Below are 24,141 nucleotides of genomic sequence, written 5' to 3'. Positions count from 1 at the left end.
GGGCATCGATATGGCTGATCTCGCGGTGGGCGACGCAGCGCCCCAATTCGATCTTCCGCGTGACGGCGGCGGCTCCCTCAGCCTCGCCGCGTTCCGGGGCAAGCCCGTTGTACTCTACTTCTACCCGCAGGACGACACCACAAGCTGCACCAACGAGGCGATCGGCTTTTCGCAGTTGAAGCCGGAATTCGAGAAGGCTGGCGCCGTGGTGATCGGGCTGTCCCCCGATAGCGTGAAGAAACACGACAAATTCAAGGCGAAGCACGACCTCACCGTCGATCTCGTCGCCGACGAGGGGCGCAAGGTGATCGAGGCCTACCATCTGTGGGTCGAGAAGACGATGTATGGGCGCAATTATATGGGTGTTGAGCGTGCCACCTTCCTGATCGGCAAGGACGGCCGCATTGCCTGCGTCTGGCGTAAGGTTCGCGTCAAGGGCCATGCCGAAGAGGTGCTCGAGGCCGTGCGCGCGCTCTGAGGCGCCGACGCCGCCACGCTGCAATCCGGTACCCGCGTTACGGGCAAAGGCGGCGCCCGGATCGGGCCGGCAAAACTTTGTTAACCCTAATAATGTGTAATCAGGCTTGTCGTTGGTCCCGTAACGAAAGCCTGGTCCCCGTGAAACCAACCGGTCAGTCAGCTGTCTTCGGCAGGCGCAAGGAACCGCACACGGTCATCATCGCCCGGGGCAACGAGATAAGGCACTTCACCATCCGGCCCTGGCTCGCCGCCTTCATCGGTTCGGCGCTGGCGGCGATTGCCATCGGTTATCTGCTCGCCACCTCCTACCTTGTGCTGCGCGATGATTTGATCGGCGCCACCACGGCGAGGCAGGCGCGCATGCAGCAGGCCTATGAGGACCGCATCTCGGCGTTGCGCGCCCAGGTCGACCGCATCACCAGCCGCCAGCTTCTCGACCAGCAGCTGATGGAAACCAAGGTCAGCGAGCTCTTGGCCAGGCAGACCCAGCTCAGCGAGCGCCACGGGCGGCTCGGCCCGATCCTCGAGCGCGCCGAGAACGAGGTCGGCGACGCGCCCGCGGCAGGCGCCGCAGCGGCCAAACCCGATGAACACGCGGAGGTCACCGGCGGCCTATCCCAGGCGCCGACCTACTCCGTCGCATCCTTGAGCGCCGGCGACACCAGGCCATTCTCGCTCTGGTCGACACGGTCCGATCCGCTCGATGGCGAAACGGCCGCCGACCGCGCCGACAAGCTGTTCGTCTCGATCAACGCATCGCTGAAGGCCATCGAGAGCCAGCAGCTCTCGCGCATCACCACGCTTGCCGACAGCGCCTACAAGAATGCCGATGCCATAACCCAGGCACTGGAAGCGGCGGGCCTGCCGGTCGACAGCGAACTTAACAAGAGCGATGTCGGCGGCCCGCTGGTGCCGCTCGATCCATCGATGGCCTTCGACAGCAAGGTCAAGGAACTGGACGAGGCGCTCGACGCGCTTGACGGGGTCAAGAAGGAAGCGCGCAAGCTGCCGCTCGCCAACCCCGCCCCTGGCCATCCGGTGACCAGCCCGTTCGGCGTGCGCACCGACCCGATCCTGGGTAGCGCCGCCCTGCATACGGGCATGGATTTCAGGGCGCCGATCGGCATGCCGGCCAAGGTCACGGCCGCCGGCATCGTCACCAGGGCGGGCTGGGCCGGAGGCTACGGCCGCATGGTCGAGGTCGACCATGGCAACGGCTTCGCCACACGCTACGGACATCTGAGCGAGATCGACGTCGCTGTCGGCCAGAAGCTCGCCGCCGGCGACATCATCGGCAAGACCGGCAGCAGCGGCCGCTCGACCGGTCCGCACCTTCATTACGAGGTGCGCCACGATGGCGAGGCGGTCGACCCGCTGCGCTTTCTCACCGTCGGCAAGAAAGTCGCGCAATATCTTTGACCGGCTGATCCGACAAAGGCGCCAGCGAATCGGCTAAGCGCCGGGATTGTCCTGCCCGGCCAGGTACATCGTTGCCGCCGACACCAGGGTAAGGACGCCGTTCTTCAACGCGGCCTCGTCGACGCGGAACCTGGAATGGTGAAGCGGATAGACCGACCCCACCGCTTCATTGCGGATGCCGAGCCGGAAATACACCGACGGAATTTTCTCGCTGTAATAGCCAAAGTCGTCGGCAATACTCCATCCAGGCATGTTGAGAACATTGTCCGCGCCGATGCTGGCCTTGGCGCCGGCCATGATGAGCGCCGCCATACCGGCATCGTTGACGACGCCCGGTTCGCCCCGGTGGATGTCGATCTTTACACTTGCGCCGTGGCTTGCCGCCATTCCTTCAAGCATTTCGCGAAGCCGGCGCCAAGCGCGCTCGCGAGTGGCGTCGTTGCCGCTGCGGATAGTGCCTTTGAACGCGACCTTGCCGGCGGTGACGTTGTAGGCATTGCCGCCATCGATGGCGGTCACCGAAATGACCAGCGGATCATAGGGATCGGTCTCGCGCGAGACGATCTTCTGCAATTCGCCCACCATGGAGCAGGCGACAGTCAGCGCGTCGATACCTTCGTAGGGTTTTGCCGCATGCGCCGCCGAGCCGGTGACCAGCACATCGAACGTGTCGCACGCCAAGGTGTAGGGACCGGAACCGACGGCGACCTTGCCGGACGGCGTATAGGGATCGACGTGGACGCAGATCGCGGCGTCGACGTCGTCGAGCAGCCCCTCCTCCACCACCCGTTTGCCGCCTGACGGCTCGTCCTCCTCGGCCGGCTGGAAGATGAGGCGAACGGTTCCGCCGAAACTGTTGCGCGAGCGATTGAGATGCGCGGCCACCGCAAAACCCATCGCAGCATGGGCATCGTGGCCGCAGGCATGCATCACGCCCGGATTTTCCGACGCAAAGTCGAGGCCGGACTCTTCCTCGATCGGCAGGGCGTCGATATCGGCGCGGATAGCCACCTTACGGTTCGAAGGCCGGCCGGTGCCGACGATGTCGACGGCAAGCCCGTAGCCGGCGACGTCGCGAATCTCGGTGATTCCTTCCTTTGCAAGCATCTCGCGCAAATAACGCTGCGTGCCCGCCTCCCGGTTCGAAAGCTCCGGATGGCGGTGCAGATGGCGGCGGATCTCGATCATCCGATCGAGAATTCCGGCCTCGATGCCGGGCGCGGTATCGCTCGCTGAAGGCGGCTGGTCAGGCTTTGACATGGATGTCCCGCGGGAACTTCGTCAGCGTCTCGTTGCCGGTCTCGGTCACCAAAATGGTCTCGCTGATCTCGATGCCCCAGCCATCCATCCACATGCCCAGAATCGAATGAAGAACATTGCCGGGTTGGAGCACCGTCTTGTCGCCGGGCCGCAGGCTGATCGTATGCTCGCCCCAATCCGGCGGATAGGCAACGCCGATGGAATAGCCGATGCGCGATTCCTTCTTCAGCCCGTGGCGCTCTATGACCTTGCGCCAGGCCGCTTCGACCGCCTCGGCGGTCGTGCCTGGCCGTACGGTGTCGAGCATCGCGTCCATGCCTTCGATCACTGCCTTTGCCGTGTCCGCGACGCGGATCGGTGTCTTGCCGAGCTGCATCGTCCTGGCGAGCCCGGCGGCATAGCGGCGGCAGACGCCGGCCAGCTCGAGCGCAATCGTTTCGTCCTTTCCGAACCGCCTGTCGCTCCACATGATATGCGGGGCGGATGCGTTTTCGCCGCCGAGGATCGTTGGCGGCAGCGCCGTGATGTCGCCGGCGAAATCCGGACTGCCGGCGATCTGCGCCGCCTGGATGGAAGCAATCGCGTCGCACTCCCGCACATCCGGCGAAATCACCTCGTAGGCCCGCGCGACCGCCGCCTCGGCCAGCCTCGACGCCTTGCGCAGATAGGCGATTTCCGGCGCCGATTTGACCGCACGGATCCAGTTCACGAGCAGGTCGGCGTCGTGCCATTTCGCATTGGGCAGGCCGGCGACCAGACGCGCATGGGCCTTCGGCGAGAAGTAATAGGCTTCGAGCTCGATGCCGATGGGACGGCTGCCCCAGCCTTTGGCGACGATCCAGGCCGCGATCCAGTCCATGGGATGACGGTCGGCGCGCTGGACATGGTCCTCCGGGAAGCCGACGACATTTTCCGGCTTCATCCACGCCGTCAGCAAGCCGCCGGCGGCATCCATGGCGCGGCCGATCCAGACCGGCTCGGCATCCTCGATCGGAACAAGCACGACCTGCGGCGTGTAGAATGACCAGCCGTCATAACCGGTGATGTAATGCTGGTTGGCGACGTCATTGACGATCAGGAGTTCGATACCGCGCCTGGCCATCTCGGCGCGGATTTTTCCGAGCCGCTGCTGGTACTCGGCGCGGGCGAAGGGCAGTTCAATCATCTCTTCTCCTTGCCGGATCGATCTGGTCGGGACAAAGCCCTGTCGCCCACCATTGCGGTGGTTTTGACGGACGACAATCGGCCAGGACGATGCATAGGCAGGGCCTAGCCGGACAGGCTCTGCTTGCCCCCGACATGGTCAGCTCCACTGCCTTGAACGAGCCGGTGACCGGTTTGCCGAACAGAGCACGATTGACTCGAGGTAAGTTGTAGGATGATATGTATCACCCGATATCCAGACATGAACATTCATGACCGTTCACCGCCTCTCGCCAGAAATCCTCAGCGCCATGGAAGGCGCCGTCGGCCGAAACGGCATTGCCGCCGAGCCGGCTGGAATGGCGAAATATCTCGGCGATTGGGCCGGCGATTATCGCGGCGAAGCGCTTGCCGTGCTGCGGCCCGGCTCGGTCGGCGAAGTCCAGGTCCTGATGCGCTTGTGCAACGAGCTTGGGGTCGGCGTCATTCCGCAGGGCGGCAACACCGGGCTGGTATCAGGCGCGATCGACAGCAAGGGGGGCGGCTTGGTTGTCTTGAGCCTGGAGCGGCTAAACGACATCCGGCAGATCGATGCGGGCAACTTCACGCTGCAAGCCGATGCCGGCTGTGTGCTGCAGACGATCAAGGACGCCTGCGAGGCGCAGGATTGCCTCTTCCCGCTCGCGCTCGGCGCGCAAGGCAGCTGCCAGATCGGCGGCAATGCGGCGACCAATGCCGGCGGCGTCAACGTGCTGCGTTACGGCATGGCGCGCGATCTGATCCTGGGCCTCGAAGTGGTGCTGGCGGATGGCGAGCTGTGGAACGGCTTCTCTGGCCTGCGCAAGAACAACAGCGGCTACGACCTGAAGCAGCTTTTCATCGGCTCGGAAGGCACGCTCGGCATCATCACGGGTGTCGAGGTCAAGCTGTTTCCGAAGCCGGTGCTGACCGAGACCGCCTATCTTGGCCTGGCCTCGTTCGAGGCGGCCGTTGCGCTCTTCAACCAGGCGCGCCGCGACTGCTCGGACCTGATCTCCGCTTTCGAGATCATCGGCGCCGAATGCATCGAGCTTGCCAGGCTGATCGACCCGGCAATGAGAGCGCCGGTCGCCGCGCCCGTCCAGGTGCTGATCGAATTGTCGTCCAGCGCCGCTATCGACCTCAACAGCTTGCTGGCCGGCCTCCTCGGCGATGCCATGGAAAATGGCCTGGTGACCGACGCGGTTCTCGCCGCGAGCACCGCGCAGGCCAGGAGTTTCTGGGCGATCCGCGAAGGTCTGGTCGAAGGCCAGGCCAAGCGTGGCTATCATGTGCGCACCGATCTGTCGGTGAGGATTTCCGACATCCCCGGCCTGATCGAACGGGCCCGCCGCTTCGTCGCCAATGATCATCCCGGCTGGATCCCCCTCGCCTATGGGCATGCCGGTGACGGCAATATCCACTTCAACGTGCTGCCGCCGCTCGACCTTGCCGAGCACGAGGCCCGCGCACGTGGTGCCGAGGTCATCGCCGGGCTCTATGAAATCGCGATCGGTCTCGGCGGCTCGATCAGCGCGGAGCACGGCATCGGCCGCAGCCGCCGCAAGGAATTCTGGGCCGGGCTCTCGCCGGCGCATCGCCGCATGGTCACGGCGCTGAAGAGCGCCCTCGATCCCAAGGGCCTGATGAATCCCGGCTGCCTGTTGCCGGCGACGGAGACTTTTCCATGAAGCAGAGACTGGCCGCCATCGGCACTGTCGAGACATTGCCGCACCGGGTCGCAGCCTTCCTCAGCCGCGAGATCGAATCCGGCGAGCTGAACCCCGGCGCGCGGCTGCCGACCGAGCAGGAGCTGTCCGAAAAATTCGGCGTCAGCCGCAATGTCGTGCGCGAGGCGATCGCCCAGCTTCGCGCCGACGGCATGATCGAGGCGCGCCAAGGCATCGGCGCCTTCGTGCTGGCGCCAGAGCAGCGGGCAGCGATCCGCATCGACCGCGAGGCGCTCAAGGACACGCACAACATGGAGCGGCTGTTCGAGCTGCGCTGCATCCTCGAGGCCGAATCGGCGGCGCTCGCAGCGGCGCGCCGCAATCAGGGGCATCTCGATTCGATCAAGGCTGCGCTCGACCGCATGGGCGGCGAGGAGCGTTGGGAAGAAGGCAGTATCGACGCCGACCTGCTCTTCCACCGCGAGATCGCCCGCGCCACCGGCAACAGCTACATCCACACCTTCATCTCGTTCGTCTGTGAGCAGATTCGCCACTCGATCCACTACGCGCGCATGACCAATCCGCTGCACGATCTCGTCGAGATCAATGTCGGCGAGCATGTGCGCATCTATCAGGCGCTGGTGGCGGGCGATGCGGAAGCGGCGGAAGCGGCAATGCGGGCGCACATCGTCGGCGCCGCCAACCGCGTCGGCGTCAAGCTGCCGCTCTCGAAAGCCGGCGGAGCGAAATAGCCATGTCTGCGAGCATCACGCGCATCTCAGACGTCTGCCTTCTGGTGGAAAACATCGAAAGGACAGTCGATTTCTATGTCGAGAAACTCGGCTTCCGCCTGCGCCGCCGCGCCGAAGGCTTTGCCGATTTCCATGGCGAGGGCGTGACACTCGCCGCCTGGGAGCTCGACCACATCAACCGGCATACCGGCGTGTCGAAGCTGAGATCGCCGCGCCACGCGCACAAGGTCTGCGTCGCCGTGCAGCTCGACACGCCGGCCGACATCGACCGGCTGCATGGCGAGCTGAGCGCCAAAGGCGTGCCTTTCTACGGCCCGCCGGAAAACTACGTCTGGAACGCGCGCTGCGCCTATTTCACCGACCCGGACGACACGCTCTGGGAGCTTTACGCCTGGCTCGACGGCGGCCCTGGCGACTATCACGACGAACAGCCGTAGACGACGCCGCACTGAAGGGAGCGGCGCCTGAAGAAGAGACGAGAAAAGTCTGCAACAGGAGCGAAAAATGAATGGGAACAGGGACTTCGAATTGAATCGCCGTGCGTTTGTAAAAGGCGGCATCGCAGCCGTTGCGGCCGCATCTGCCGGCATGCAGCTGGTGCTGACGCCCGGCGCCAGGGCCGCGGGCAAGGTCGTCATCCAGTATGATTGGCTGATGTCCAACGGACAGATCGGCGACATCGCGGCCGTCGCCAACGGTTACTTCAAGGATGCCGGCCTCGAGGTCGAGTTCAGCCCCGGTGGCCCCAACGCGTCGACCGTGCCGCCGGTCATTTCGGGAGCCGCCCAGCTTGGGCAGTTCTCGGAAACACCGCAGCTCTATTCTGCCCGCGCCAGCGGCGTACCTATCAAGATCATCGCCTGCGGCTTCCGCACCGGTCCTTATGCGCTGACCTCGAAACCCGCCAAGCCGATCCGGGGCGTCGCCGATCTCAAGGGCAAGAAGATCGGCATCCAGCCGACGGCGCGCTTCGTCATCGACGAGATCCTGGCCAAGAACGGGATCGATCCGTCCGAGGTCACCATCGTCAATGTCGGCTTCGACAAGGGCCCGCTGGTGCGCGGCGATGTCGACGCGATCGGCGGCTGGATCACCAACACGCAGGCGCTGAGCGTGGTCGGCGACGATCGCATCGACCTCCTGGTGCGCGATCTCGGCCTGAGTTCCTATGCGGACGTCTATTTCGCCACCGACGCCGCGATCGAGAAGGACCCTGAGACGCTGGCGAAGTTCATCGGCGCCGTCGGCAAGGGCTGGGGCTGGGTGCATACCAACCCGCAGGAAGCGGTGAAGAAGATGGTCGCCGCCTATCCGGAAATGGACCTCGGCTGGGAAGAAAAGACCATCAACCTGGTGCTGAAGCTCTCCTTCGACGGCGCCACCGCCAAGGATGGCTGGGGCACGTTCGATCCCGCCTCGATCGAGGAGCAATTGGCGCTGCTCGACAAGGTTGGCCAATATCCGAACGGACGCCCGGCGGCCGCCGATGTCTACACCACCAAGATACTCGAACTCTCGGCCGCCGACCGGCCCAAACTCGACGCGCCCGCGGCCTAAAGTATGATCCTGAAAAGTGGGAACCGGTTTTCAGAAAAGATCATGCTGATCTAATGGCTAACGCGATCGAAGCGCGACAGCTGGATGTCGGCTATGGCGGCCGGCAGGCGGCCGTCAAGGTGCTCGCCGGCCTCGACTTGACCGTCGCGGCCGGTTCCTTCCTGTCGATCCTGGGGCCGTCCGGTTGCGGCAAGTCGACCTTGCTCCGCGTGGTGGCCGACCTGCTCGATCCCCTCGGCGGCACGATCAGCGTGCTTGGCGAGACGCCGCATACGGTGCGCTCGCGCCGCGATGTCGGCTTCGTCTTCCAGGATTCCACCCTGCTGCCCTGGCGCACGGTGCGCGACAATGTGCGCCTGCCGCTTGGCGTCGGCCAGCGCAGCCTGACCCGCAAGATCGAGGACCGCAGCACGGAACTGCTGGAATTGATGGGGCTCGGCGGCCTCAGCGAGCGCCTGCCGCACCAGCTCTCCGGCGGCCAGCGCCAGCGGGTGGCGATCGCGCGTGCCCTGCTCGGCGAACCGAAACTGCTTCTGATGGACGAACCCTTCGGCGCGCTGGACGAGATCACGCGCGACCGGTTGAACGACGAGCTGTTGGCGCTCTGGCGGCGCAGCGGCACGACCATCCTCTTCGTCACGCATTCGATTGCGGAAGCCGCCTATCTCGGCGAGCGCGTCATCGTGCTGGCCGCCAATCCCGGGCGCGTCGTCAAGGACCTCGACATGCGGCCCTTCAAGCAGGAAGGCAACCGCTGCAAGCGCGAAGCTCCGGTAATTGTCGCCGCCATGGCCGATCTGCGCGTGGCGCTGGAGCGCGCATCGTGAGACAGGTGCCGCTCTCCCCGCAAATGACCGTCGCGCTTCCCGTCCTTGGCGCGGCGTCGATCCTGCTTGCCTGGCAATATCTCCTGCCGCTGCTTGGCGTGCCGGCCTATATCGTGCCGACGCCGACGGCCATCTTCGGCGTCTTCCAGAAGAATTTTACCCTCCTCATGGACAATCTGCGGCCAACGCTGATCGAGGCGCTGGCCGGTTTCGTCATCGGCAATCTCGCTGCCGTGCTGCTCGCCGTGCTCTTCGTCCACAGCCGCGTCCTGCAGGCCGCCTATTTCCCGATCGTGCTCTTCTTCAACACCATTCCGATCCTGGCGCTGTCGCCGATCATCATCCTGATCTTTGGCCTCGGCATGACGCCGAAGATCGTGATTGCCGCAGTGATCTGCTTCTTCCCGACGCTGGTGAACATGATCCGCGGCCTTGATTCGGCAAGCGACAACGAACACGAGCTGTTCCGGGTGCTGTCGGCGACACGCTCGGAGATTTTCTGGAGCCTGCGCCTGCCCCGCGCCCTGCCTATGCTGTTCTCCTCGCTCAGGATCGCCTCGGCCACCGCCGTGATCGGCGCCATCGTCGGCGAATGGATCGGCTCGGACAAAGGGCTCGGCGCGCTGATCATCCAGGCCACCTTCAACTACCAGTCCGACCGGCTCTATGCTGCGATCGCGCTGTCGTCGTCGCTGTCGATCGCGCTGTTCTGCCTGGTGGTTCTTGTTGAACGGCGGATCATCAAATACTGAACCGTGCCATCGGTGAGACCGGCCGGCGTTCTGCACTCGCACGTCGAGTTAGCGATAGCCTTCCGACGCAATCGGCCATTCATCGCGCATTCAACCCGTCTGCGGTAGGATGCGGACGCACAACCAAACCGGGAGACAATTCGTGCTAAAAACTTTTCACGTCTCGATCCGAACGATGCTGGCCTTCATATGTCTGGCCGGCCTGGTCGCCGCGGCGTCCACCCTTTTCCCCGCCACCGCGTCGGCCCAGCAGCTGCGGCGATGCGCCAATGAAGGCGGCGTTTGCCGCCTGCCCTACCCCACGGAAGTGGTCTATGGCGCGCGCGGTCGAATGACCTCCCGGTTTTTCGATCGTCCCGTCGTCCGTTGCTCGAATCGCGTTTTTGGCGACCCGGCCCCCGGTCGCGAGAAAGCCTGTTATTTTGTCGCGCGCGGTCGCGGTGACTATGGCGGTGACAACAACTACGGCGACGACGACAACTACGGCGGCGACGATTACGGTTCGCGCCCGGGCCGCGGCGGGTGGGTCCCCTGCGCGAAGGAAGGCGATTTCTGCGATTTCCGCGGCCGCGCTGTGGTCCGATACGGAGCACGTGGCCAGTACACGCAGGACGTCTTCAGGAACGGTGTGGAGTGCAGCAACGACGCCTTCGGCGAAGACCCGGCGCCGGATGTCCAGAAGCGCTGCTACGTGAGGCAGTAGTCGACTACGATGGTGGGACGGTCATTTGATCGCCCCACCGCAATCGGCATCTTGGATCATGGTGGGCGATGACGGGCTCGAACCGCCGACATCTTCGGTGTAAACGAAGCGCTCTACCAACTGAGCTAATCGCCCGCCTGAGCGCGGACCTTTAAGCAGTTAGGGTCGCGTTCGCAAGGCCAAATGAACCGGCGGTGCGCCCGTCGCGGCGCGGATTTCCCCAGGTTCGACGCCGCTGTCAAAAAACCTTCTCCTGATTGCTGTAATGCTTCAATGCCGCGCTTGACACCCGCAGGCGAACCCCTTATCCAGCGCCCCAACGACGAACACGCCTGACACGTGCTCGTCAGTGCGCGGGTGTAGCTCAGTCGGTTAGAGTGCCGGCCTGTCACGCCGGAGGTCGCGGGTTCGAGCCCCGTCACTCGCGCCATTTCCTTCACGGGATCAATCGGAAAAATCGGTGTGTAGAGCGCGTCTTAGCGCGGTTCTCTCTCATGTCTTGAGAACACTCGTCATAACACAAGCGGTGCCGGCACCCTCCCGGAACCATTCCAATCTTATCCCGTTCAGCCCACGGGCGAAAAAGACGGAGATCAAGATGGCTGTGAGATGCCGCATTTCGATTGATGACGCCAGGGATGTGGACGAGCTTGCCTTCCAGGAATTGCCGCGGGTTGGCGAAAGCGTGTCGATGCCGGTCGACGGATCGAACCAGGACCTTCGCGTGCTCCGCGTCGTGCATATGCCTGGCAGCGAGCAAGACGCGACGACAATGCTGGAGCTGACAAGCAGGATTCTTTAGCGCTGTCCGAGCCCGATTCAGCGAATCATTCGCCCACGACCACGCCGGAAGCGATGATCTGGGCCGTACGCTCGGTGAGCCTCTGGCGCTTCACAAGCGTGGGTTTTTCGTAAGGTTTCTTCATCCTGCCGTTCCGGCGTTGCCGACCAGGAGGATGAACGCGCTCGCTTCAGGAGCGTTCCGGCTCAAGAGGCCGCTAATAAACCAGGCGAACTACAAGTTCATGCCTTCGCGAGCAGCGCCTCGACCTCTTGCAATGTCGGCATGGACGGCGCGGTGCCTGGGCGAGTCACCGAAATGCCGGCGACCGCGCAGGCGAAGCGCACGGCCTGCAGCGGCTCGACGCCCTTTGCCAAGGCTGCAGCCAGGCCGCCGTTGAAGGCATCGCCCGCACCCGTCGTCTCGACCACCGGACCGGCACTGACCGCGCCGACATGTTCGGAGCGGTCCCTGGTGTGCAGCAGCGCGCCTTTTTCTCCGAGCGTCACGATGACGGTGCCGACACCCTTGGCCAGCAAAGCGTCGGCGGCGCGGCGGGCGTCGTCGACCGACGACACCTTGATGCCGGTCAGCCCTTCGGCCTCGGTCTCGTTGGGCGTGACATAGTCGCAGATCGTGTAGATGCGATCCGGCAGGCTGGCGGCCGGCGCGGGATTGAGAATGGTCGTCACCCCTGCCCCGCGCGCGATTTCCAGCGCTCTCAAGGCTGCGTCGATCGGCTGTTCGAGCTGGGTGACGAAGACGCCGGCGGACCGGATGAGCTCGGCATGCGCCTCGATGTCTGCAGGCGAGATCAGCATCGCCGCACCCGGGCTGACGATGATGGCATTGTTGCCGCTGCCTTCCTCGACGAAGATATAGGCCGCGCCGGTATAGCTGTGCGGCGTGTCGATGACTGCGCTTTTCACGCCTGCGTCTCTCCAGGTCTGCTTCGCCATATCGGCGAATGCATCGACGCCCAGTCGCGTCAGGAAGGTGATGTCGGCGCCAAGCTTGCCTGCCGCGACCGCCTGGTTCGAGCCCTTGCCGCCCGGTCCGAGCTTGAAGGAATTGCCGAGGATCGTCTCGCCCATGTGCGGCTGACGGTCGGCGCGATAGGCGGTGTCGGCGACGAACACGCCCAGGATGACAACAGGCTTGCCGATGGCCATGTCCTCACTCCGCATCCGGCGGCATGACACCCTTGCGGAAGGCAAAGCAGCCATAGAAGCGGCGCTCGCCGGTCTGGATCACGCAATAGGCCTTCTTGGATCGCTCGTAGAAGGCGTAGCGCTCGATCGAGATCATCGGCCAGGGTTTGCCCTCGGCCGCGTCGATCTCCTTCTGGACCTCCTTCTGCACCGGCGGGATCTCATTCGGCTTGCCGACGATCTCCATGCGCGCCGCCGCATCGTTGACGAAAGTATCCAGCGGATAGACCGACAGCACCGCCTTCACCACGTCGGCCGCCGGCGCATCGATGCGCAAGAGCTTGCCGAGCACGGTTTGCCGCGCCACCGAATCGGACGGGAAATTGGTGTCGGCGATGATCAGGTCGTCGCCATGGCCCATCGCCCGCAGCGCCTGGAGCACATCGGCATTGAGCAGCGGATTGATCCCTTTGAGCATGGTTCCCTCCTGGAAGTCTGTGTGCGGCCTGGAGCAATTCCAGGAAAAGTGTGAGCGGTTTTCCGTCCGGAATTGCGTAAAGCTCTAAAGTCGCTTGCCGGTTTCGGCGTCGAAGAGGTGAACCTGGTCGAGACGCGGCCTGAGCTTCAGCGCATCGCCCGGCTTGAAGTCGTGGCGCTCGCGAAACAGCGCCACCATCTCGCCTTCGCCGAAGCGCACGAACACCAGGGTTTCCGAGCCGGTCGGCTCGACAACCGAGATCTTGGCCTCGACGCCGTCGGGATGTATCTCCAGGTGCTCCGGGCGCACGCCGTAGACGACGGCCTGACCGTCCTCGCCGGCACTGTTGGCGGGCATTGGAAACGCTGTGCCGGCAATGTCGACGACCGGCTTCTCGCCTTTCCTCACAGTACCCTTGAGCAGGTTCATTGCCGGCGAGCCGATAAAGCCGGCGACAAACAGATTGGCCGGCCGGTCGAACAGTTCGAGCGGCGCGCCGATCTGCTCGATGCGGCCGTCGCGCATCACCACGATCTTGTCGGCCATGGTCATGGCCTCGATCTGGTCGTGCGTGACGTAGATCGTCGTGGTCTTCAGCCGCTGGTGCAGCTCCTTGATCTCGGTGCGCATCTGCACGCGCAGCTTGGCGTCGAGGTTGGACAGCGGCTCGTCGAACAGGAACACTTGCGGATTGCGCACGATGGCGCGGCCCATGGCGACGCGCTGGCGCTGACCGCCCGAAAGCTGACGCGGATAGCGCTTGAGATAGGGCGCGAGGTCGAGGATGTCGGCGGCGCGCTTGACACGTTCGGCGACGATGGCCGGATCGGTGCCGCGCAGCTTTAGCGCGAAGGCCATGTTCTGCTCCACCGTCTTGTGCGGGTAGAGCGCGTAATTCTGGAACACCATGGCGATGTCGCGCTTGGCCGGCGGCAGGTTGTTGACGACGCGATCGCCGATCGAGATCGTGCCGCCGGAAACCGTTTCCAGCCCGGCCACCATCCTGAGCAGCGTGGACTTGCCGCACCCTGAAGGGCCGACCAGCACGACGAACTGCCCGTCGGCGATATCGACGCTGACCTCATGCAGGACCTTGACGGTTCCGAACGCCTTGGCCACACTGCTGATCGCGACCTGAGCCATCGTCTCCCCTTTATCTTTTGATCTTTTGCGGTGAAGCTAGCCATTGCCAAGGGCAACGGCAAGTCGGTATCTTATAGATAAAAACCCAATCTTGTTGACAAGGTAATCGATTACGCGAAATAGTGGCGAGTGCCAATCCGACGCAGGCCTGTTACCCTGAGATCGGAGCTTCGGCGACGCAGGGTGGGGGTCCCACGTCCCCGTATGATCGAGGAGAACCGAGAGACGTTTCCACGTCCGAGAGATTGGCACTTCAATTCAATCGCTGTTGTTCTGGGAGGAACCTGTAGATGAGAGTCGACCTGTATGAAAAACTGACGCGCGCCGGCGCGAGCCGCCGCGATGTGCTGAAGGGTGCTGCCTCGATGGCGGCAATCGCCGCCGCCTCCGGCGCCGGGCTCGGCGCACTGACGAGGCCCGCCGCGGCCGATGACAGCCTGCGGGCCAAGATCCTGCAGATCCCGGGCGTCGGCAAAGGCCAGCCGACCGATGCCGACTTCCAGAAGGTCGGCGAGCTCTGCCTCGAAGCGACAAAGGCCAATGTCAAGGAAGGCGAGTTCGCCGGCGTCGAGTTGACCTTCATGGGTCTTAACAACCAGAACCTGCACAACGTGCTGTTCCGCGGCTTCCTGAAGCCGTGGGAGGCCTATACCGGCGCCAAGATCAGCTGGATCGACCTCGCCCAGGCTGACTACAACGCCCGCCTGCAGCAGTCGATCGCCACCGGCACCGTCGACTTCGACGTGATCGAGATGGGCGCGCCCTTCGAAGGCGATGTCTGCGGCAAGGGCCTCACCTCCGAGATGCCCGACTGGGTCAAGAAGCAGATCGACTTCGACGACCTCGTCAACTATCTCAAGCCGCCGGTCGGCACCTGGAACGGCAAGCAGTATCGCGTGACCATCGACGGCGACGCGCACAATTTCAACTACCGCACCGACGTGTTCTCCGACTCCGAGCTGGCTGCAGCCTGGAAAGCGGACAGCGGCGACAAGGCAGGCCTGACGGAGTGGGGCGTGCCCAAGACCTGGCAGCAGGTGCAGGCCGTCACCAAGTTCCTGAAGGGCAAGAAGTTCAAGGGCCAGGACGTCTATGGCTATCTCGACGCGCCCAAGCCCTGGGGCGGTTTCGGCTTCTATTTCCTCGGCAGCCGCGCCACGGCCTATGCCAAGCATCCCGATGACAAGGCCTGGCTGTTCGACGCCGACACGATGAAGCCACGCGTCAACAATCCGGCCTGGGTGCGCGCCATCCAGGACGTCATCGATGCGTTGCCTTCCGAACCGGCCGATCAGATCAACGCCGATCCGAACACGACCGCCTTCCAGCAGTTCCTGGCCGGCACCGGCTCTATGATCCCCTGGTGGGGCGACGTCGGCTCGAACGTGAAGACCAATGACTCGTCAGTCATCGGCGACGTCACCGGCTTCTCGATCCTGCCGGGCTCCGACGACGTCTATAACTCCAAGACCGGCAAGTGGGACAAGCTCGCCAGCGGCCCGAACTATGCGCCGAACTGCGCCTATCTCGGCTGGGGCGTGTATGTCATGGCACGCGTCGATTCCGACGAGAAGAAGAAGAAGGCCGCATGGTCGGCCGCCGCGCATCTCGGCGGCAAGGATCTGTCGCTGTGGTGCGCGGCCTATCCTTCCGGCTTCCAGCCCTATCGGAACAGCCATTTCAACATTCCGGAATGGGTGGCGGCCGGCTATGACGAGGCGTTCATCAGCTCGTACCTGAAGTCCGAAGCCGACAGCTACAACCATCCGAACGCGGCGATCGAGCCGCGCATCCCCGGCATCTTTCAGTATTACAGCGCCGCCGAGGACATCCTTGCCAACACCTTCGCCGGCAAGATGAAGGCGCAGGAAGGCGCCGACGCCATCGCAGCTGCCTGGGAAAAGCTAACCGACCAGATCGGCCGCGAAAACCAGGTCAAGCTCTACAAAGCCTCGCTCGGCATGTAGGCTGTCTCGACCAACTCGCGGCCCGGCGACACCTCGTCGCCGGGCCGCATATTTAGGCTGACTCGAAGAGGCGAGAAGCGTGGCTGAGCAGACTTCGACCGCGAATGCGTGGCCGGCGAATCCGGCCGACCTGATCCCGGCAGGCCGCAAGCGCCTCGGCTGGGGCCTACTGGCCGCAGCCACGCTCGGCCTGCTGGCGATCATCGTCGTGCAGATCCTCTACAAGACCGAGATGTCCACGGTCGGCTTCGACACCTGGCGCCCTATGGTCTACGCCTACATCTTGTGGGGCGCGGCACTCGGCGCCTGGCAGGTGCTGACGCGCGGCGAGGACGGGCAGCGCGCGCTGTTCCTTTTGCCGGCGCTGCTTTTCACCATCGCCATGGTGATCTTCCCGACGCTGTTCGGCTTCTACATCGCGCTGACCGACTGGAACCTCAGTTCGTTTACGGGACGCAGGTTCAACGGCCTCGACAATTTCTGGCAGATGCTGGCCGACCCCTATTACCGCAACGCGCTGCTCAACATGGTGCTCTATGTGCTTGCGGTGCTGGTCGAATATGTCGTCGCCTTCGGCCTGGCGCTGCTGCTCAACGCGCAGATCCGCGCCCGCAAATTCTTCCGTGTCGTCTTCCTTTTGCCGCTGATGCTGTCACCGGTCGCGGTGTCCTGGATGGTCGGCAAATCGCTGATGGAATACCGCTTCGGCCCGGCGGCAACGCTGGCGCGCCATCTCGGCTGGGACAATCCCGCCTTCTTCTCCGATCCGATCACCGCCCGCATCTCGATCATGATGCTCGACGCCTGGACCTTCATCCCGTTCATGATGATCATGCTGCTTGCCGGGCTGCAGGCGATGTCGCGCGAGGTGCTGGAGGCCGCCCGCGTCGACGGCGCGACCGCGTGGCAGACCTTCTGGCAGGTTACCTTTCCGCTGATGCTGCCGGTGTCGGTGACGGCCGTGATCCTGCGCATCATCTTCAAGCTGAAGCTCGCGGACATCATCATCACGCTGACCTCTGGCGGCCCCGGCGGTGCGACCGATTCCGTATCGAGCTTCATCTACCGCGAATATCGCGACCGCTCGAATGTCGGCTACGGCACAATGCTCGCCATGGCCTATCTGATCATCATCGTCGTGTTCGTGACCTGGCTGCTGAAAGTCGCCAGTCGCTTCGTGCGCAACGTCAACTGAGCGGCACCATGAGCGTCCAGACCACCGACTACACCGTTTCCGAGATCCGCTCGCCGGCGGCCTTCATCGCCAACCGCGTCCTCATCTACGGCGCGCTTGTGTTCTGGGCCTTCGTCTGCCTGTTCCCGATCTACTGGACGATCACCACCTCGTTCAAATCGGCGGTCGACGTCACGCAAGGCCATCTCATTCCCTTCGTCGACTTCACGCCCGACTGGAAGGGCTGGCGCTCGCTCGGCCTGTCGCCGGATTCGATCTTCCAGACGTCGACCGTGCGCGACGAGTTCCTCAAGCGCTTCATGAACTCGGTCATCACCTCGGTCGGCGCGTCGGCTCTCGCCATAGTCATCGGCAGCCTCGCCGCCTATGGCCTTGTCCGCTACCGTTACAAATTCGCCTGGTTCAGGAACGAGGACATCTCCTTCTTCTTCCTGTCGCAGCTCATCCTGCCGCCGGTCGTGCTGGCGCTCCCCTTCCTGGTGCTCTACCGCGAAGTCGCCCTCCTCGATACGCGCATCGGGCTCGTGCTGCTCTACACGCTGATGGTGCTGCCGATCGTCATCTGGATCATGCGCGACCAGTTCAACTCGATTCCCGTCGAATTGGAGGAAGCGGCCTTGGTCGACGGCCTGTCGATCTGGGGCGCCTTCTTCCGCATCGTGATGCCGATCGCGCTGCCGGGTATGGTCGCCGCCTTCATCCTAGCAATGGTGCTGTGCTGGAACGAATATTTCTTCGCCGCGCTTCTGACGTCGACCGACGCCAAGACCATCCCCGTCATGGTGGCGAGCCAGACCGGCTCGCAAGGCATCAACTGGTGGTCGATGGCAGCCTTGGCAACCGCCGCGATCGCGCCGCTGGCGATCATCGGCATCGCACTCGAACGCTACCTGATCATGGGCATGACGGCCGGCTCGGTGAAGTAGCTAGACCTCTCCTTCCCCCGAGACTACGGCATGCACACGTTTCCAAGCGGCTGGCCTTTGACGATAGCGTGCATGGCTGCTTGGCGCATGCATTGTCTTATGTAGCGCTGGTCGACCCCCACTCCGTTTCGGCTTCGCCGAGCCACCTCTCCCCCGATCGACGGGGTAGAGGAAAGGCGCCAAGCTTTTTTGGCCTCAACGCTCGTCCAGCAACGCTCCCTTCCTTTCCCTCCGGAGGGGGGAAAGGTGGCGCTGCGAAGCAGCGACGGATTGGGGGAACCACCTGGCAATCAAGCCTCCGCCCGATCAGTCACGCCAGTCACGCAAGATGTGTGGATTCCCTAGGCTCCCACAAGGGGGAGAAGGGGGAGCTAGGCCTGCAGGATCGCCCTCAAATGATCGAGGATCATGGCGACGCCGATCTTGCCGAGGCCCGCCGAGGCCTCCGCCGCGTCTTTCGTGTACCAGCCGGTGTTGTCGGCGTAATGCGTCTCGTCAACGGCCTCGGGGCACAGCGCGAGCATCAGCGAGGTTTCGCCTTTGCCGGCATGGTCGAACGGGTATTTGCCGTTCATCGCGGCCGGCATCAGCGGGTGCACCTGCACCCAGTTGAAGACATTCTCGCCCTGCGCATGGCCGGCATAGTAGTCCGCCATGGTGTTCGACCCCCACCAGCCCTCGCCGCGCTCCTTTTCCAGGAAACGGAAGATCGCCTGGCGGCCGGCAGTCTTGAAGGCGAGGTCGGTCGGCATGCCGGCCACGAAATTCTCGGTCTGGTGGTGGATGATGGCGTGGATGTTTCGGAAGCCGATGCGCAATAGCCCATAGAACAATTCCTCCGCGAATGGCGAAAGCACCGGGCCGCCGACCTGCACCGAGCCGCTGCCTTCCGGCGCCGCCACCGCATAGCTCGCAGCGCCGTAATAGAACGGCGGCAGGATGACGAGGTCCCTCTCCTTCTCGATCAGCTCCACCGTCTTGATGACGGCTAAAGTGTCCATGCCGACCGCCATGTGCTCGCCATGATATTCGAGCACGCCGAGCGGCAGCACGACCGGCCAGTTCTCCTCGATTGCCTTGCGGATCTGGTGCGGCAGCATGAGCTCGTAGCGCATCCCCTACTCCATGTTGGTGTGCCGGGCGCGCATGGCTTCCGGCGTTGCATTGGTCAGCGCCTGGAGCTTCAGCACCATGATCTCGAACAAAAGGAACAGCGCGCCTTCGAACAGCGAGCCCATCGGCAGCACCGAGCTTCTTGCCGCACCCTGGTCGCTGGCCATGGTCTGGGCCGGAATGACGAGTGTGAAGTCGGCGAGTTGCGCCGCGCTGCCTGCCGGCTCGGCCGTCAACAGCAGCACCTTCGCGCCGGCCGCGCGGGCAACCCGCATCAAGGTCAGCACCGTGGTGGTCTCGCCCGGCCCTGAACTCGCCAGGAAGACGTCCCCCTGCCCGAGCGGCGGCGCGGTCATGTCGCCGACCACGAAGACCGGCAGGCCGAGATGGTAGAGCCGCATGGCAAAACCCTTCACCTGCAGCGCCTCGCGGCCGCAGCCATAGACGGCGATCCTGCCGGCGCTGGCAAGCATCTGGCAGGCGGCGTCGATCCGGGCTTCCTCCGTGCGCGCCAGCACCGCGCCAAGCTCGTCCAGCGCGGTCGCGAACATCTCTGATCCGGCTTGCGTCATTGAGATCCACCTTGGCTTGTCGCGGACTGGATTGCGAGGCGCGAGTGGCCGCGCGTTTCCGGCGAAAGGCTTGTTTTTGTTCATGCTATCACCGCGAAAATCGCTGTCCAACGAGCCTCGGCACTTTTGCTGGGCCACGAGCGTGATAGTGTCATGTCAGACAAATCACTCCGGGACATCGTCAGACATGAAGACACGGCATTTCGACCGCATTGGCAATGGCGGCATCACCTTCACCGAGCTCGGCTTCGGCACCGCGCCGCTCGGCAATCTCTACCGTGCCATCTCCGACGAGGACGCCAACGCCACCCTGGAAGCGGCCTGGGCGGCCGGATGCCGTTACTTTGACACGGCACCGCTTTACGGCCTCGGCCTGTCGGAAACCCGCCTCAATCCTTTCCTGCGCGGCAGGAAGCGCGACGACTATGTGCTGTCGAGCAAGGTCGGCCGCATCATGCGCGTCGCCCCGCCGGACCAGCGCACCGGCATCGGCAAGTTCTTCGAGACTCCGTCGCGCCGGGAAGTCTACGACTACTCCTATGACGGCGTCATGCGCTCCTTCGAGGCGTCGCTGGAACGTCTGGGCGTGGACCGCATCGACATCCTCTTCGTCCATGACGTCGACATCTTCACCCATGGCAGCAAGGAAGCCTCGGATGCCCGCATCGAGGAGTTCATGTCGTCCGGCTATTACGGGCTGCTTTCGCTGCGCGACCAGGGCGTGATCAAGGCCTTCGGCGGCGGCATCAATGAGTGGCAGGTCGCCCAGACGCTCGCCGAGCGCGGCGACTTCGACCTGTTCCTGCTCGCCGGCCGCTACACGCTGCTCGAGCAGGAGGCGCTTGAGAGCTTCCTGCCGCTTTGCCAGAAGCGCGGCATCGGCATCGTGCTGGGCGGCCCCTACAACTCCGGCGTGCTCGCGACCGGGCCGAAGCCTGGCGCCTTCTACAATTACAGCGAGGCGCCGAAGGATATCCTCGACCGCGTGGCGCGTATCGAGGCCGTCTGCAAGCGCCATGGCGTGCGTTTGATCGAGGCGGCGCTGCAATTCCCACTGCAGCATCCTTCGGTGATGTCGGTGATCCCAGGCGGCCAGCGGCCGGCCGAAGTGGAAAGCAACCGCGCGCTGCTCGACACCAAAATACCGGCGGCGCTGTGGGCGGATTTGAAGCAGGAAGGCCTGATGCGCGCCGACGCGCCGACGGCCTGAGCTGCCGCCCTCCATCAGCTGCAAAAAAGAAAAGCCGGGCAAGCCCGGCTTTTCTGCTCTTAAAGAAAAAGGTCTTAGTTGACCGCGTCCTTGAGGCCCTTGCCGGCCGAGAACTTCGGCACGGTGCGCGCCGGAATCTTCACTTCCGCGCCGGTCTGCGGGTTGCGGCCGGTCGAAGCAGCGCGTTTTGACACGGTGAAATTTCCGAAGCCGACAAGCCGGACATCGCCGCCCTTCTTCAGTTCGCCAGTGATCACGGAGAACACCGCATCGACGGCGGACTGAGCATCAGCCTTCGAAATGCTTGCGGAGTCGGCGACAGCGGACACCAGTTCGTTCTTGTTCATAAAAATTCCCTTCCATGAGAAAACCGGAACTTACGACTCATCCCGGCAGGAAACGGACTTTAGAAAGAAGCGTCCCGGAACCCAAGCCCAAAAACCGCGGAATTCCGGGCTTTTTTGCATTTTTTCGTGGCTTTTTCACATGAAAAAGCCGGGCTCGAAGCCCGGCTCTCTCTTTGTGCACTGCAACCTTAACTTTTGTTAGTGCGCCAGCGACTTTCCGGCATCGTCGCCGCTGTCGACCGGGGCCGGCGCATTAACCGGCTCGACCCACTCGATCGGCTCCGGCATCCGGGTGAGCGCGTGCGCGAGCACCTCGCCGACCCGCGAGACCGGAACGATCTCCATGCCGTTCTTCACATTGTCCGGAATGTCCGCCAGATCCTTGACGTTCTCTTCCGGGATCAGGACCTTCTTGATGCCGCCGCGCAATGCCGCGAGCAGCTTCTCCTTCAGGCCGCCGATCGGCAGGATGCGACCACGCAGCGTGATCTCGCCGGTCATCGCCACATCGGCCCGCACCGGGATACCCGTCAGCACCGACACGATAGCCGTGGCCATCGCGGCGCCGGCGGACGGGCCGTCCTTCGGGGTCGCGCCTTCCGGCAAGTGGACGTGGATGTCGCGCTTGTCGAACAGCGGTGGCTCGATGCCGAAATCGATCGCCCTGGAGCGGACATAGGAAGCCGCCGCCGAGATCGATTCCTTCATCACGTCACGCAGATTGCCCGTCACCGTCATGCGGCCCTTGCCGGGCATCATGACGCCTTCGATCGTCAGCAGCTCGCCGCCGACTTCCGTCCAGGCAAGACCCGTGACCACGCCAACCTGATCGTCGGCCTCGACCTGGCCGAAGCGGAAGCGCGGCACGCCAAGATAATCGGCGAGGTTTTCCGCCGTGATCTTCACCGTCTTCTTCTTCGTCCGCAGGATCTCGGTCACCGCCTTGCGCCCGAGCTTCATCAGCTCGCGCTCCAGGCTGCGCACGCCGGCTTCCCGCGTATAGGTCTGGATGATGCCGCGGATCGCGTCCTCGCCGACAGAGAATTCGTTCGGCTGCAGGGCATGATCACGGATCACCTTGGGCATCAGGTGACGCTTGGCGATCTCGATCTTCTCGTCCTCGGTGTAGCCGGCGATGCGGATGATCTCCATGCGATCCATCAGGGGCGCAGGGACGTTCAGCGTGTTCGCCGTCGTCACGAACATCACGCTCGACAGGTCGTATTCGACCTCGAGGTAATGGTCCATGAACGTCGAGTTCTGCTCCGGATCGAGCACCTCGAGCAGGGCCGATGACGGATCGCCGCGGAAGTCCTGGCCCATCTTGTCGATCTCGTCGAGCAAGAAGAGCGGATTGGACTTCTTGGCCTTCTTCATCGACTGGATGACCTTGCCGGGCATCGAGCCGATATAGGTGCGCCGGTGACCGCGGATCTCGGCCTCGTCACGCACGCCGCCGAGCGCCATGCGGATGAACTCGCGGCCGGTCGCCTTGGCGATCGACTTGCCGAGCGAGGTCTTGCCGACGCCGGGCGGTCCGACGAGGCACAGGATCGGCCCCTTGATCTTCTTCTGGCGGCTCTGCACGGCGAGATACTCGACGATGCGCTCCTTGACCTTGTCGAGGCCGAAATGATCGGCGTCGAGCACGTCCTGCGCATAGTTGAGGTCCTGCTTGACCTTGGAGTTCTTGCCCCACGGGATCGACAGCAGCCAGTCGAGATAGTTGCGCACCACCGTCGATTCAGCCGACATCGGCGACATCGACCGCAGCTTCTTCAATTCGGCTTCCGCCTTCTCGCGGGCCTCCTTGGAAAGCTTGGTCTTCTTGATGCGCGCCTCGATCTCGGCGGCCTCGTCGCGGCCGTCCTCGCCCTCGCCGAGCTCCTTCTGGATCGCCTTCATCTGCTCGTTGAGGTAGTACTCGCGCTGCGTCTTCTCCATCTGGCGCTTGACGCGCGAGCGGATGCGCTTCTCCACCTGGAGCACGGAGATCTCGGCTTCCATGAAGCCCATCGCCTTCTCCAGACGCTCCTTCACGGAAAGCGTCGCGAGCATCTCCTGCTTCTCGGGGATCTTGATGGCGAGATGCGAGGCAACCGTGTCGGCGAGCTTGGAATAGTCGTCGATCTGGCTGGCCGCGCCCACTACTTCGGGCGAGATCTTCTTGTTCAGCTTGACGTAATTCTCGAAGTCGGTGACGACCGAGCGGGCGAGCGCCTCGATTTCGACCTCTTCCTCTTCCGGTTCGGCGAGCGCGGTGGCGCGGGCCTCATGGAAATCGGCGCGGTCGGTGAACGAGACGATCTTGGCGCGCGAGGCGCCCTCGACCAGAACCTTCACGGTGCCGTCGGGCAGCTTCAAGAGCTGCAGCACATTGGCGAGCGTGCCGATGTCGAAAATCGCATCGGGTTCAGGATCGTCGTCGGCTGCATTCATCTGGGTGGCGAGCAGGATCTGCTTCTCCTGACCCATCACCTCTTCCAGCGCCTTGATCGACTTTTCACGGCCCACGAAGAGCGGAACGATCATATGCGGGAACACAACGATATCGCGCAGTGGGAGGACTGCGAAAACGCCGTCGCCGGAAGCCTTGGATATCTTGGCCATTGTCCAACCTTTCATGTCGCGGCCGCTTATTTTAGCCAACCGCGAATCTCATATTAACGACCGAGTA

At 63.6% G+C, this 24,141-nt stretch carries 24 protein-coding genes and 2 tRNA genes; 15 read left to right on the top strand and 11 right to left on the bottom strand.

The genetic code is table 11. The features are described from left to right. The first annotated feature begins 10 nt into the window (after window positions 1-10). Window positions 11-478: a peroxiredoxin gene (locus tag EN862_RS08900; RefSeq protein ID WP_127863728.1), complete on the top strand. Its 468-nt coding sequence runs from the start codon at window positions 11-13 to the stop codon at window positions 476-478. Between the two features lie 140 nt (window positions 479-618). Next, window positions 619-1,899: a M23 family metallopeptidase gene (locus EN862_RS08895; protein WP_127863727.1), complete on the top strand. Its 1,281-nt coding sequence runs from the start codon at window positions 619-621 to the stop codon at window positions 1,897-1,899. 33 nt (window positions 1,900-1,932) lie between these two features. Here the strand turns inward: EN862_RS08895 and EN862_RS08890 are convergent, their stop codons facing one another. Both EN862_RS08890 and EN862_RS08885 read right to left on the bottom strand, forming a co-directional pair. Beyond that, on the bottom strand, window positions 1,933-3,159 hold the full coding sequence (locus EN862_RS08890; RefSeq protein ID WP_127863726.1) for a M20 family metallopeptidase: 1,227 nt from the start codon (window positions 3,157-3,159) through the stop codon (window positions 1,933-1,935). Then, window positions 3,146-4,324, bottom strand: coding sequence for a M24 family metallopeptidase (locus tag EN862_RS08885; protein ID WP_127863725.1), 1,179 nt, complete (start codon window positions 4,322-4,324; stop codon window positions 3,146-3,148). Before EN862_RS08885 ends, EN862_RS08890 begins: the two co-directional genes overlap by 14 nt. A 250-nt stretch (window positions 4,325-4,574) precedes the next feature. On the opposite strand from EN862_RS08885, the gene EN862_RS08880 reads away from it, so the two are divergent. From EN862_RS08880 to EN862_RS08850, 7 genes are all read left to right on the top strand, one after another. Then, the gene (locus EN862_RS08880) at window positions 4,575-6,011 is read left to right on the top strand and encodes an FAD-binding oxidoreductase (RefSeq protein ID WP_245519528.1); all 1,437 of its coding nucleotides are present in this window, start codon (window positions 4,575-4,577) and stop codon (window positions 6,009-6,011) included. Further along, a complete protein-coding gene (locus EN862_RS08875) occupies window positions 6,008-6,742 on the top strand; it encodes a FadR/GntR family transcriptional regulator (RefSeq protein WP_127863724.1) in 735 nt (244 codons plus the stop codon). The genes EN862_RS08880 and EN862_RS08875 overlap by 4 nt, the downstream gene beginning before the upstream one ends. A 2-nt stretch (window positions 6,743-6,744) precedes the next feature. Continuing rightward, window positions 6,745-7,179, top strand: a complete 435-nt coding sequence (locus EN862_RS08870; protein WP_189400839.1) for a VOC family protein — start codon at window positions 6,745-6,747, stop codon at window positions 7,177-7,179. Window positions 7,180-7,246: 67 nt separating this feature from the next. Continuing rightward, window positions 7,247-8,299: an ABC transporter substrate-binding protein gene (locus tag EN862_RS08865; protein WP_189400841.1), complete on the top strand. Its 1,053-nt coding sequence runs from the start codon at window positions 7,247-7,249 to the stop codon at window positions 8,297-8,299. A 53-nt stretch (window positions 8,300-8,352) separates the two neighbouring features. Beyond that, the gene (locus tag EN862_RS08860) at window positions 8,353-9,126 is read left to right on the top strand and encodes an ABC transporter ATP-binding protein (protein WP_127863722.1); all 774 of its coding nucleotides are present in this window, start codon (window positions 8,353-8,355) and stop codon (window positions 9,124-9,126) included. Beyond that, window positions 9,123-9,878, top strand: coding sequence for an ABC transporter permease (locus EN862_RS08855; protein WP_127863721.1), 756 nt, complete (start codon window positions 9,123-9,125; stop codon window positions 9,876-9,878). Before EN862_RS08860 ends, EN862_RS08855 begins: the two co-directional genes overlap by 4 nt. Window positions 9,879-10,020: 142 nt before the next feature. Continuing rightward, on the top strand, window positions 10,021-10,581 hold the full coding sequence (locus EN862_RS08850) for a hypothetical protein (RefSeq protein ID WP_348632068.1): 561 nt from the start codon (window positions 10,021-10,023) through the stop codon (window positions 10,579-10,581). A 59-nt stretch (window positions 10,582-10,640) separates the two neighbouring features. On the opposite strand, the gene EN862_RS08845 is transcribed toward EN862_RS08850, so the two are convergent. After that, window positions 10,641-10,716 (bottom strand) — tRNA-Val (locus tag EN862_RS08845). A gap of 218 nt (window positions 10,717-10,934) precedes the next feature. Between EN862_RS08845 and EN862_RS08840 the strand changes: the two genes are divergently transcribed. Then, window positions 10,935-11,011 (top strand) — tRNA-Asp (locus EN862_RS08840). 168 nt (window positions 11,012-11,179) lie between these two features. Beyond that, window positions 11,180-11,383, top strand: a complete 204-nt coding sequence (locus EN862_RS08835; RefSeq protein WP_127863720.1) for a hypothetical protein — start codon at window positions 11,180-11,182, stop codon at window positions 11,381-11,383. 25 nt (window positions 11,384-11,408) lie between these two features. Here the strand turns inward: EN862_RS08835 and EN862_RS36060 are convergent, their stop codons facing one another. The 4 genes from EN862_RS36060 to ugpC form a co-directional block, all read right to left on the bottom strand. Continuing rightward, window positions 11,409-11,507 (bottom strand): putative RiPP precursor, encoded by a 99-nt coding sequence (locus tag EN862_RS36060; RefSeq protein ID WP_189400845.1) that lies wholly within the window; start codon window positions 11,505-11,507, stop codon window positions 11,409-11,411. A gap of 97 nt (window positions 11,508-11,604) precedes the next feature. Next, window positions 11,605-12,534 (bottom strand): ribokinase, encoded by a 930-nt coding sequence (gene rbsK / locus EN862_RS08830; protein ID WP_127863719.1) that lies wholly within the window; start codon window positions 12,532-12,534, stop codon window positions 11,605-11,607. A 4-nt stretch (window positions 12,535-12,538) separates the two neighbouring features. Further along, window positions 12,539-12,991: an RbsD/FucU family protein gene (locus EN862_RS08825; RefSeq protein ID WP_127863718.1), complete on the bottom strand. Its 453-nt coding sequence runs from the start codon at window positions 12,989-12,991 to the stop codon at window positions 12,539-12,541. Between the two features lie 84 nt (window positions 12,992-13,075). Beyond that, complete coding sequence (gene ugpC / locus EN862_RS08820) at window positions 13,076-14,134, bottom strand: sn-glycerol-3-phosphate ABC transporter ATP-binding protein UgpC (RefSeq protein ID WP_127863717.1); 1,059 nt, start codon at window positions 14,132-14,134, stop codon at window positions 13,076-13,078. 290 nt (window positions 14,135-14,424) lie between these two features. Between ugpC and EN862_RS08815 the strand changes: the two genes are divergently transcribed. The 3 genes from EN862_RS08815 to EN862_RS08805 all read left to right on the top strand — a co-directional run bounded on the left by EN862_RS08815 (window position 14,425) and on the right by EN862_RS08805 (window position 18,222). Then, on the top strand, window positions 14,425-16,101 hold the full coding sequence (locus EN862_RS08815) for a sugar ABC transporter substrate-binding protein (protein WP_127863716.1): 1,677 nt from the start codon (window positions 14,425-14,427) through the stop codon (window positions 16,099-16,101). 79 nt (window positions 16,102-16,180) lie between these two features. Beyond that, entirely contained in the window at window positions 16,181-17,296 is a 1,116-nt protein-coding gene (locus EN862_RS08810; RefSeq protein WP_127863715.1) for a sugar ABC transporter permease, read from the top strand. An 8-nt stretch (window positions 17,297-17,304) separates the two neighbouring features. Then, entirely contained in the window at window positions 17,305-18,222 is a 918-nt protein-coding gene (locus tag EN862_RS08805) for a carbohydrate ABC transporter permease (RefSeq protein WP_127863714.1), read from the top strand. Between the two features lie 371 nt (window positions 18,223-18,593). On the opposite strand, the gene EN862_RS08800 is transcribed toward EN862_RS08805, so the two are convergent. Both EN862_RS08800 and hxlB read right to left on the bottom strand, forming a co-directional pair. Continuing rightward, window positions 18,594-19,337 carry a creatininase family protein gene (locus EN862_RS08800; protein WP_127863713.1) on the bottom strand — a complete coding sequence of 248 codons (744 nt, stop codon included), beginning with the start codon at window positions 19,335-19,337 and terminating at the stop codon, window positions 18,594-18,596. Between the two features lie 3 nt (window positions 19,338-19,340). Then, complete coding sequence (hxlB, locus tag EN862_RS08795) at window positions 19,341-19,907, bottom strand: 6-phospho-3-hexuloisomerase (RefSeq protein WP_127863712.1); 567 nt, start codon at window positions 19,905-19,907, stop codon at window positions 19,341-19,343. Between the two features lie 187 nt (window positions 19,908-20,094). Between hxlB and EN862_RS08790 the strand changes: the two genes are divergently transcribed. Next, window positions 20,095-21,117: an aldo/keto reductase gene (locus EN862_RS08790; protein ID WP_127863711.1), complete on the top strand. Its 1,023-nt coding sequence runs from the start codon at window positions 20,095-20,097 to the stop codon at window positions 21,115-21,117. A gap of 74 nt (window positions 21,118-21,191) precedes the next feature. Here EN862_RS08790 and hupB read toward each other — a convergent pair whose 3' ends face one another. Together hupB and lon are read right to left on the bottom strand one after the other, a co-directional pair. Continuing rightward, window positions 21,192-21,464 (bottom strand): DNA-binding protein HupB, encoded by a 273-nt coding sequence (gene hupB, locus EN862_RS08785; RefSeq protein ID WP_027166452.1) that lies wholly within the window; start codon window positions 21,462-21,464, stop codon window positions 21,192-21,194. 198 nt (window positions 21,465-21,662) lie between these two features. Next, complete coding sequence (lon, locus tag EN862_RS08780) at window positions 21,663-24,074, bottom strand: endopeptidase La (protein WP_127863710.1); 2,412 nt, start codon at window positions 24,072-24,074, stop codon at window positions 21,663-21,665. Between the last annotated feature and the right edge of the window lie 67 nt (window positions 24,075-24,141).

It is taken from the genome of Mesorhizobium sp. M2E.F.Ca.ET.219.01.1.1 (genome assembly GCF_004016445.2).
Classification (GTDB): domain Bacteria; phylum Pseudomonadota; class Alphaproteobacteria; order Rhizobiales; family Rhizobiaceae; genus Mesorhizobium.
This window is presented reverse-complemented; position numbering and strand designations above follow the sequence as displayed.

Excerpts from the sequence above, each read along its gene's own strand:
- EN862_RS08805 (WP_127863714.1), top strand. The coding sequence starts at position 17,305 with ATGAGCGTCCAGACCACCGACTACACCGTTTCCGAGATCCGCTCGCCG.
- EN862_RS08880 (WP_245519528.1), top strand. The coding sequence starts at position 4,575 with ATGACCGTTCACCGCCTCTCGCCAGAAATCCTCAGCGCCATGGAAGGC.
- EN862_RS08900 (WP_127863728.1), top strand. The coding sequence starts at position 11 with ATGGCTGATCTCGCGGTGGGCGACGCAGCGCCCCAATTCGATCTTCCG.
- EN862_RS08870 (WP_189400839.1), top strand. The coding sequence starts at position 6,745 with ATGTCTGCGAGCATCACGCGCATCTCAGACGTCTGCCTTCTGGTGGAA.
- rbsK (WP_127863719.1), bottom strand. The coding sequence starts at position 12,534 with ATGGCCATCGGCAAGCCTGTTGTCATCCTGGGCGTGTTCGTCGCCGAC.
- hupB (WP_027166452.1), bottom strand. The coding sequence starts at position 21,464 with ATGAACAAGAACGAACTGGTGTCCGCTGTCGCCGACTCCGCAAGCATT.
- hxlB (WP_127863712.1), bottom strand. The coding sequence starts at position 19,907 with ATGACGCAAGCCGGATCAGAGATGTTCGCGACCGCGCTGGACGAGCTT.
- EN862_RS08815 (WP_127863716.1), top strand. The coding sequence starts at position 14,425 with ATGAGAGTCGACCTGTATGAAAAACTGACGCGCGCCGGCGCGAGCCGC.
- EN862_RS08790 (WP_127863711.1), top strand. The coding sequence starts at position 20,095 with ATGAAGACACGGCATTTCGACCGCATTGGCAATGGCGGCATCACCTTC.
- EN862_RS08860 (WP_127863722.1), top strand. The coding sequence starts at position 8,353 with ATGGCTAACGCGATCGAAGCGCGACAGCTGGATGTCGGCTATGGCGGC.
- EN862_RS08835 (WP_127863720.1), top strand. The coding sequence starts at position 11,180 with ATGGCTGTGAGATGCCGCATTTCGATTGATGACGCCAGGGATGTGGAC.
- lon (WP_127863710.1), bottom strand. The coding sequence starts at position 24,074 with ATGGCCAAGATATCCAAGGCTTCCGGCGACGGCGTTTTCGCAGTCCTC.
- EN862_RS08875 (WP_127863724.1), top strand. The coding sequence starts at position 6,008 with ATGAAGCAGAGACTGGCCGCCATCGGCACTGTCGAGACATTGCCGCAC.
- ugpC (WP_127863717.1), bottom strand. The coding sequence starts at position 14,134 with ATGGCTCAGGTCGCGATCAGCAGTGTGGCCAAGGCGTTCGGAACCGTC.
- EN862_RS08800 (WP_127863713.1), bottom strand. The coding sequence starts at position 19,337 with ATGCGCTACGAGCTCATGCTGCCGCACCAGATCCGCAAGGCAATCGAG.
- EN862_RS08825 (WP_127863718.1), bottom strand. The coding sequence starts at position 12,991 with ATGCTCAAAGGGATCAATCCGCTGCTCAATGCCGATGTGCTCCAGGCG.
- EN862_RS08865 (WP_189400841.1), top strand. The coding sequence starts at position 7,247 with ATGAATGGGAACAGGGACTTCGAATTGAATCGCCGTGCGTTTGTAAAA.
- EN862_RS08890 (WP_127863726.1), bottom strand. The coding sequence starts at position 3,159 with ATGTCAAAGCCTGACCAGCCGCCTTCAGCGAGCGATACCGCGCCCGGC.
- EN862_RS36060 (WP_189400845.1), bottom strand. The coding sequence starts at position 11,507 with ATGAAGAAACCTTACGAAAAACCCACGCTTGTGAAGCGCCAGAGGCTC.
- EN862_RS08885 (WP_127863725.1), bottom strand. The coding sequence starts at position 4,324 with ATGATTGAACTGCCCTTCGCCCGCGCCGAGTACCAGCAGCGGCTCGGA.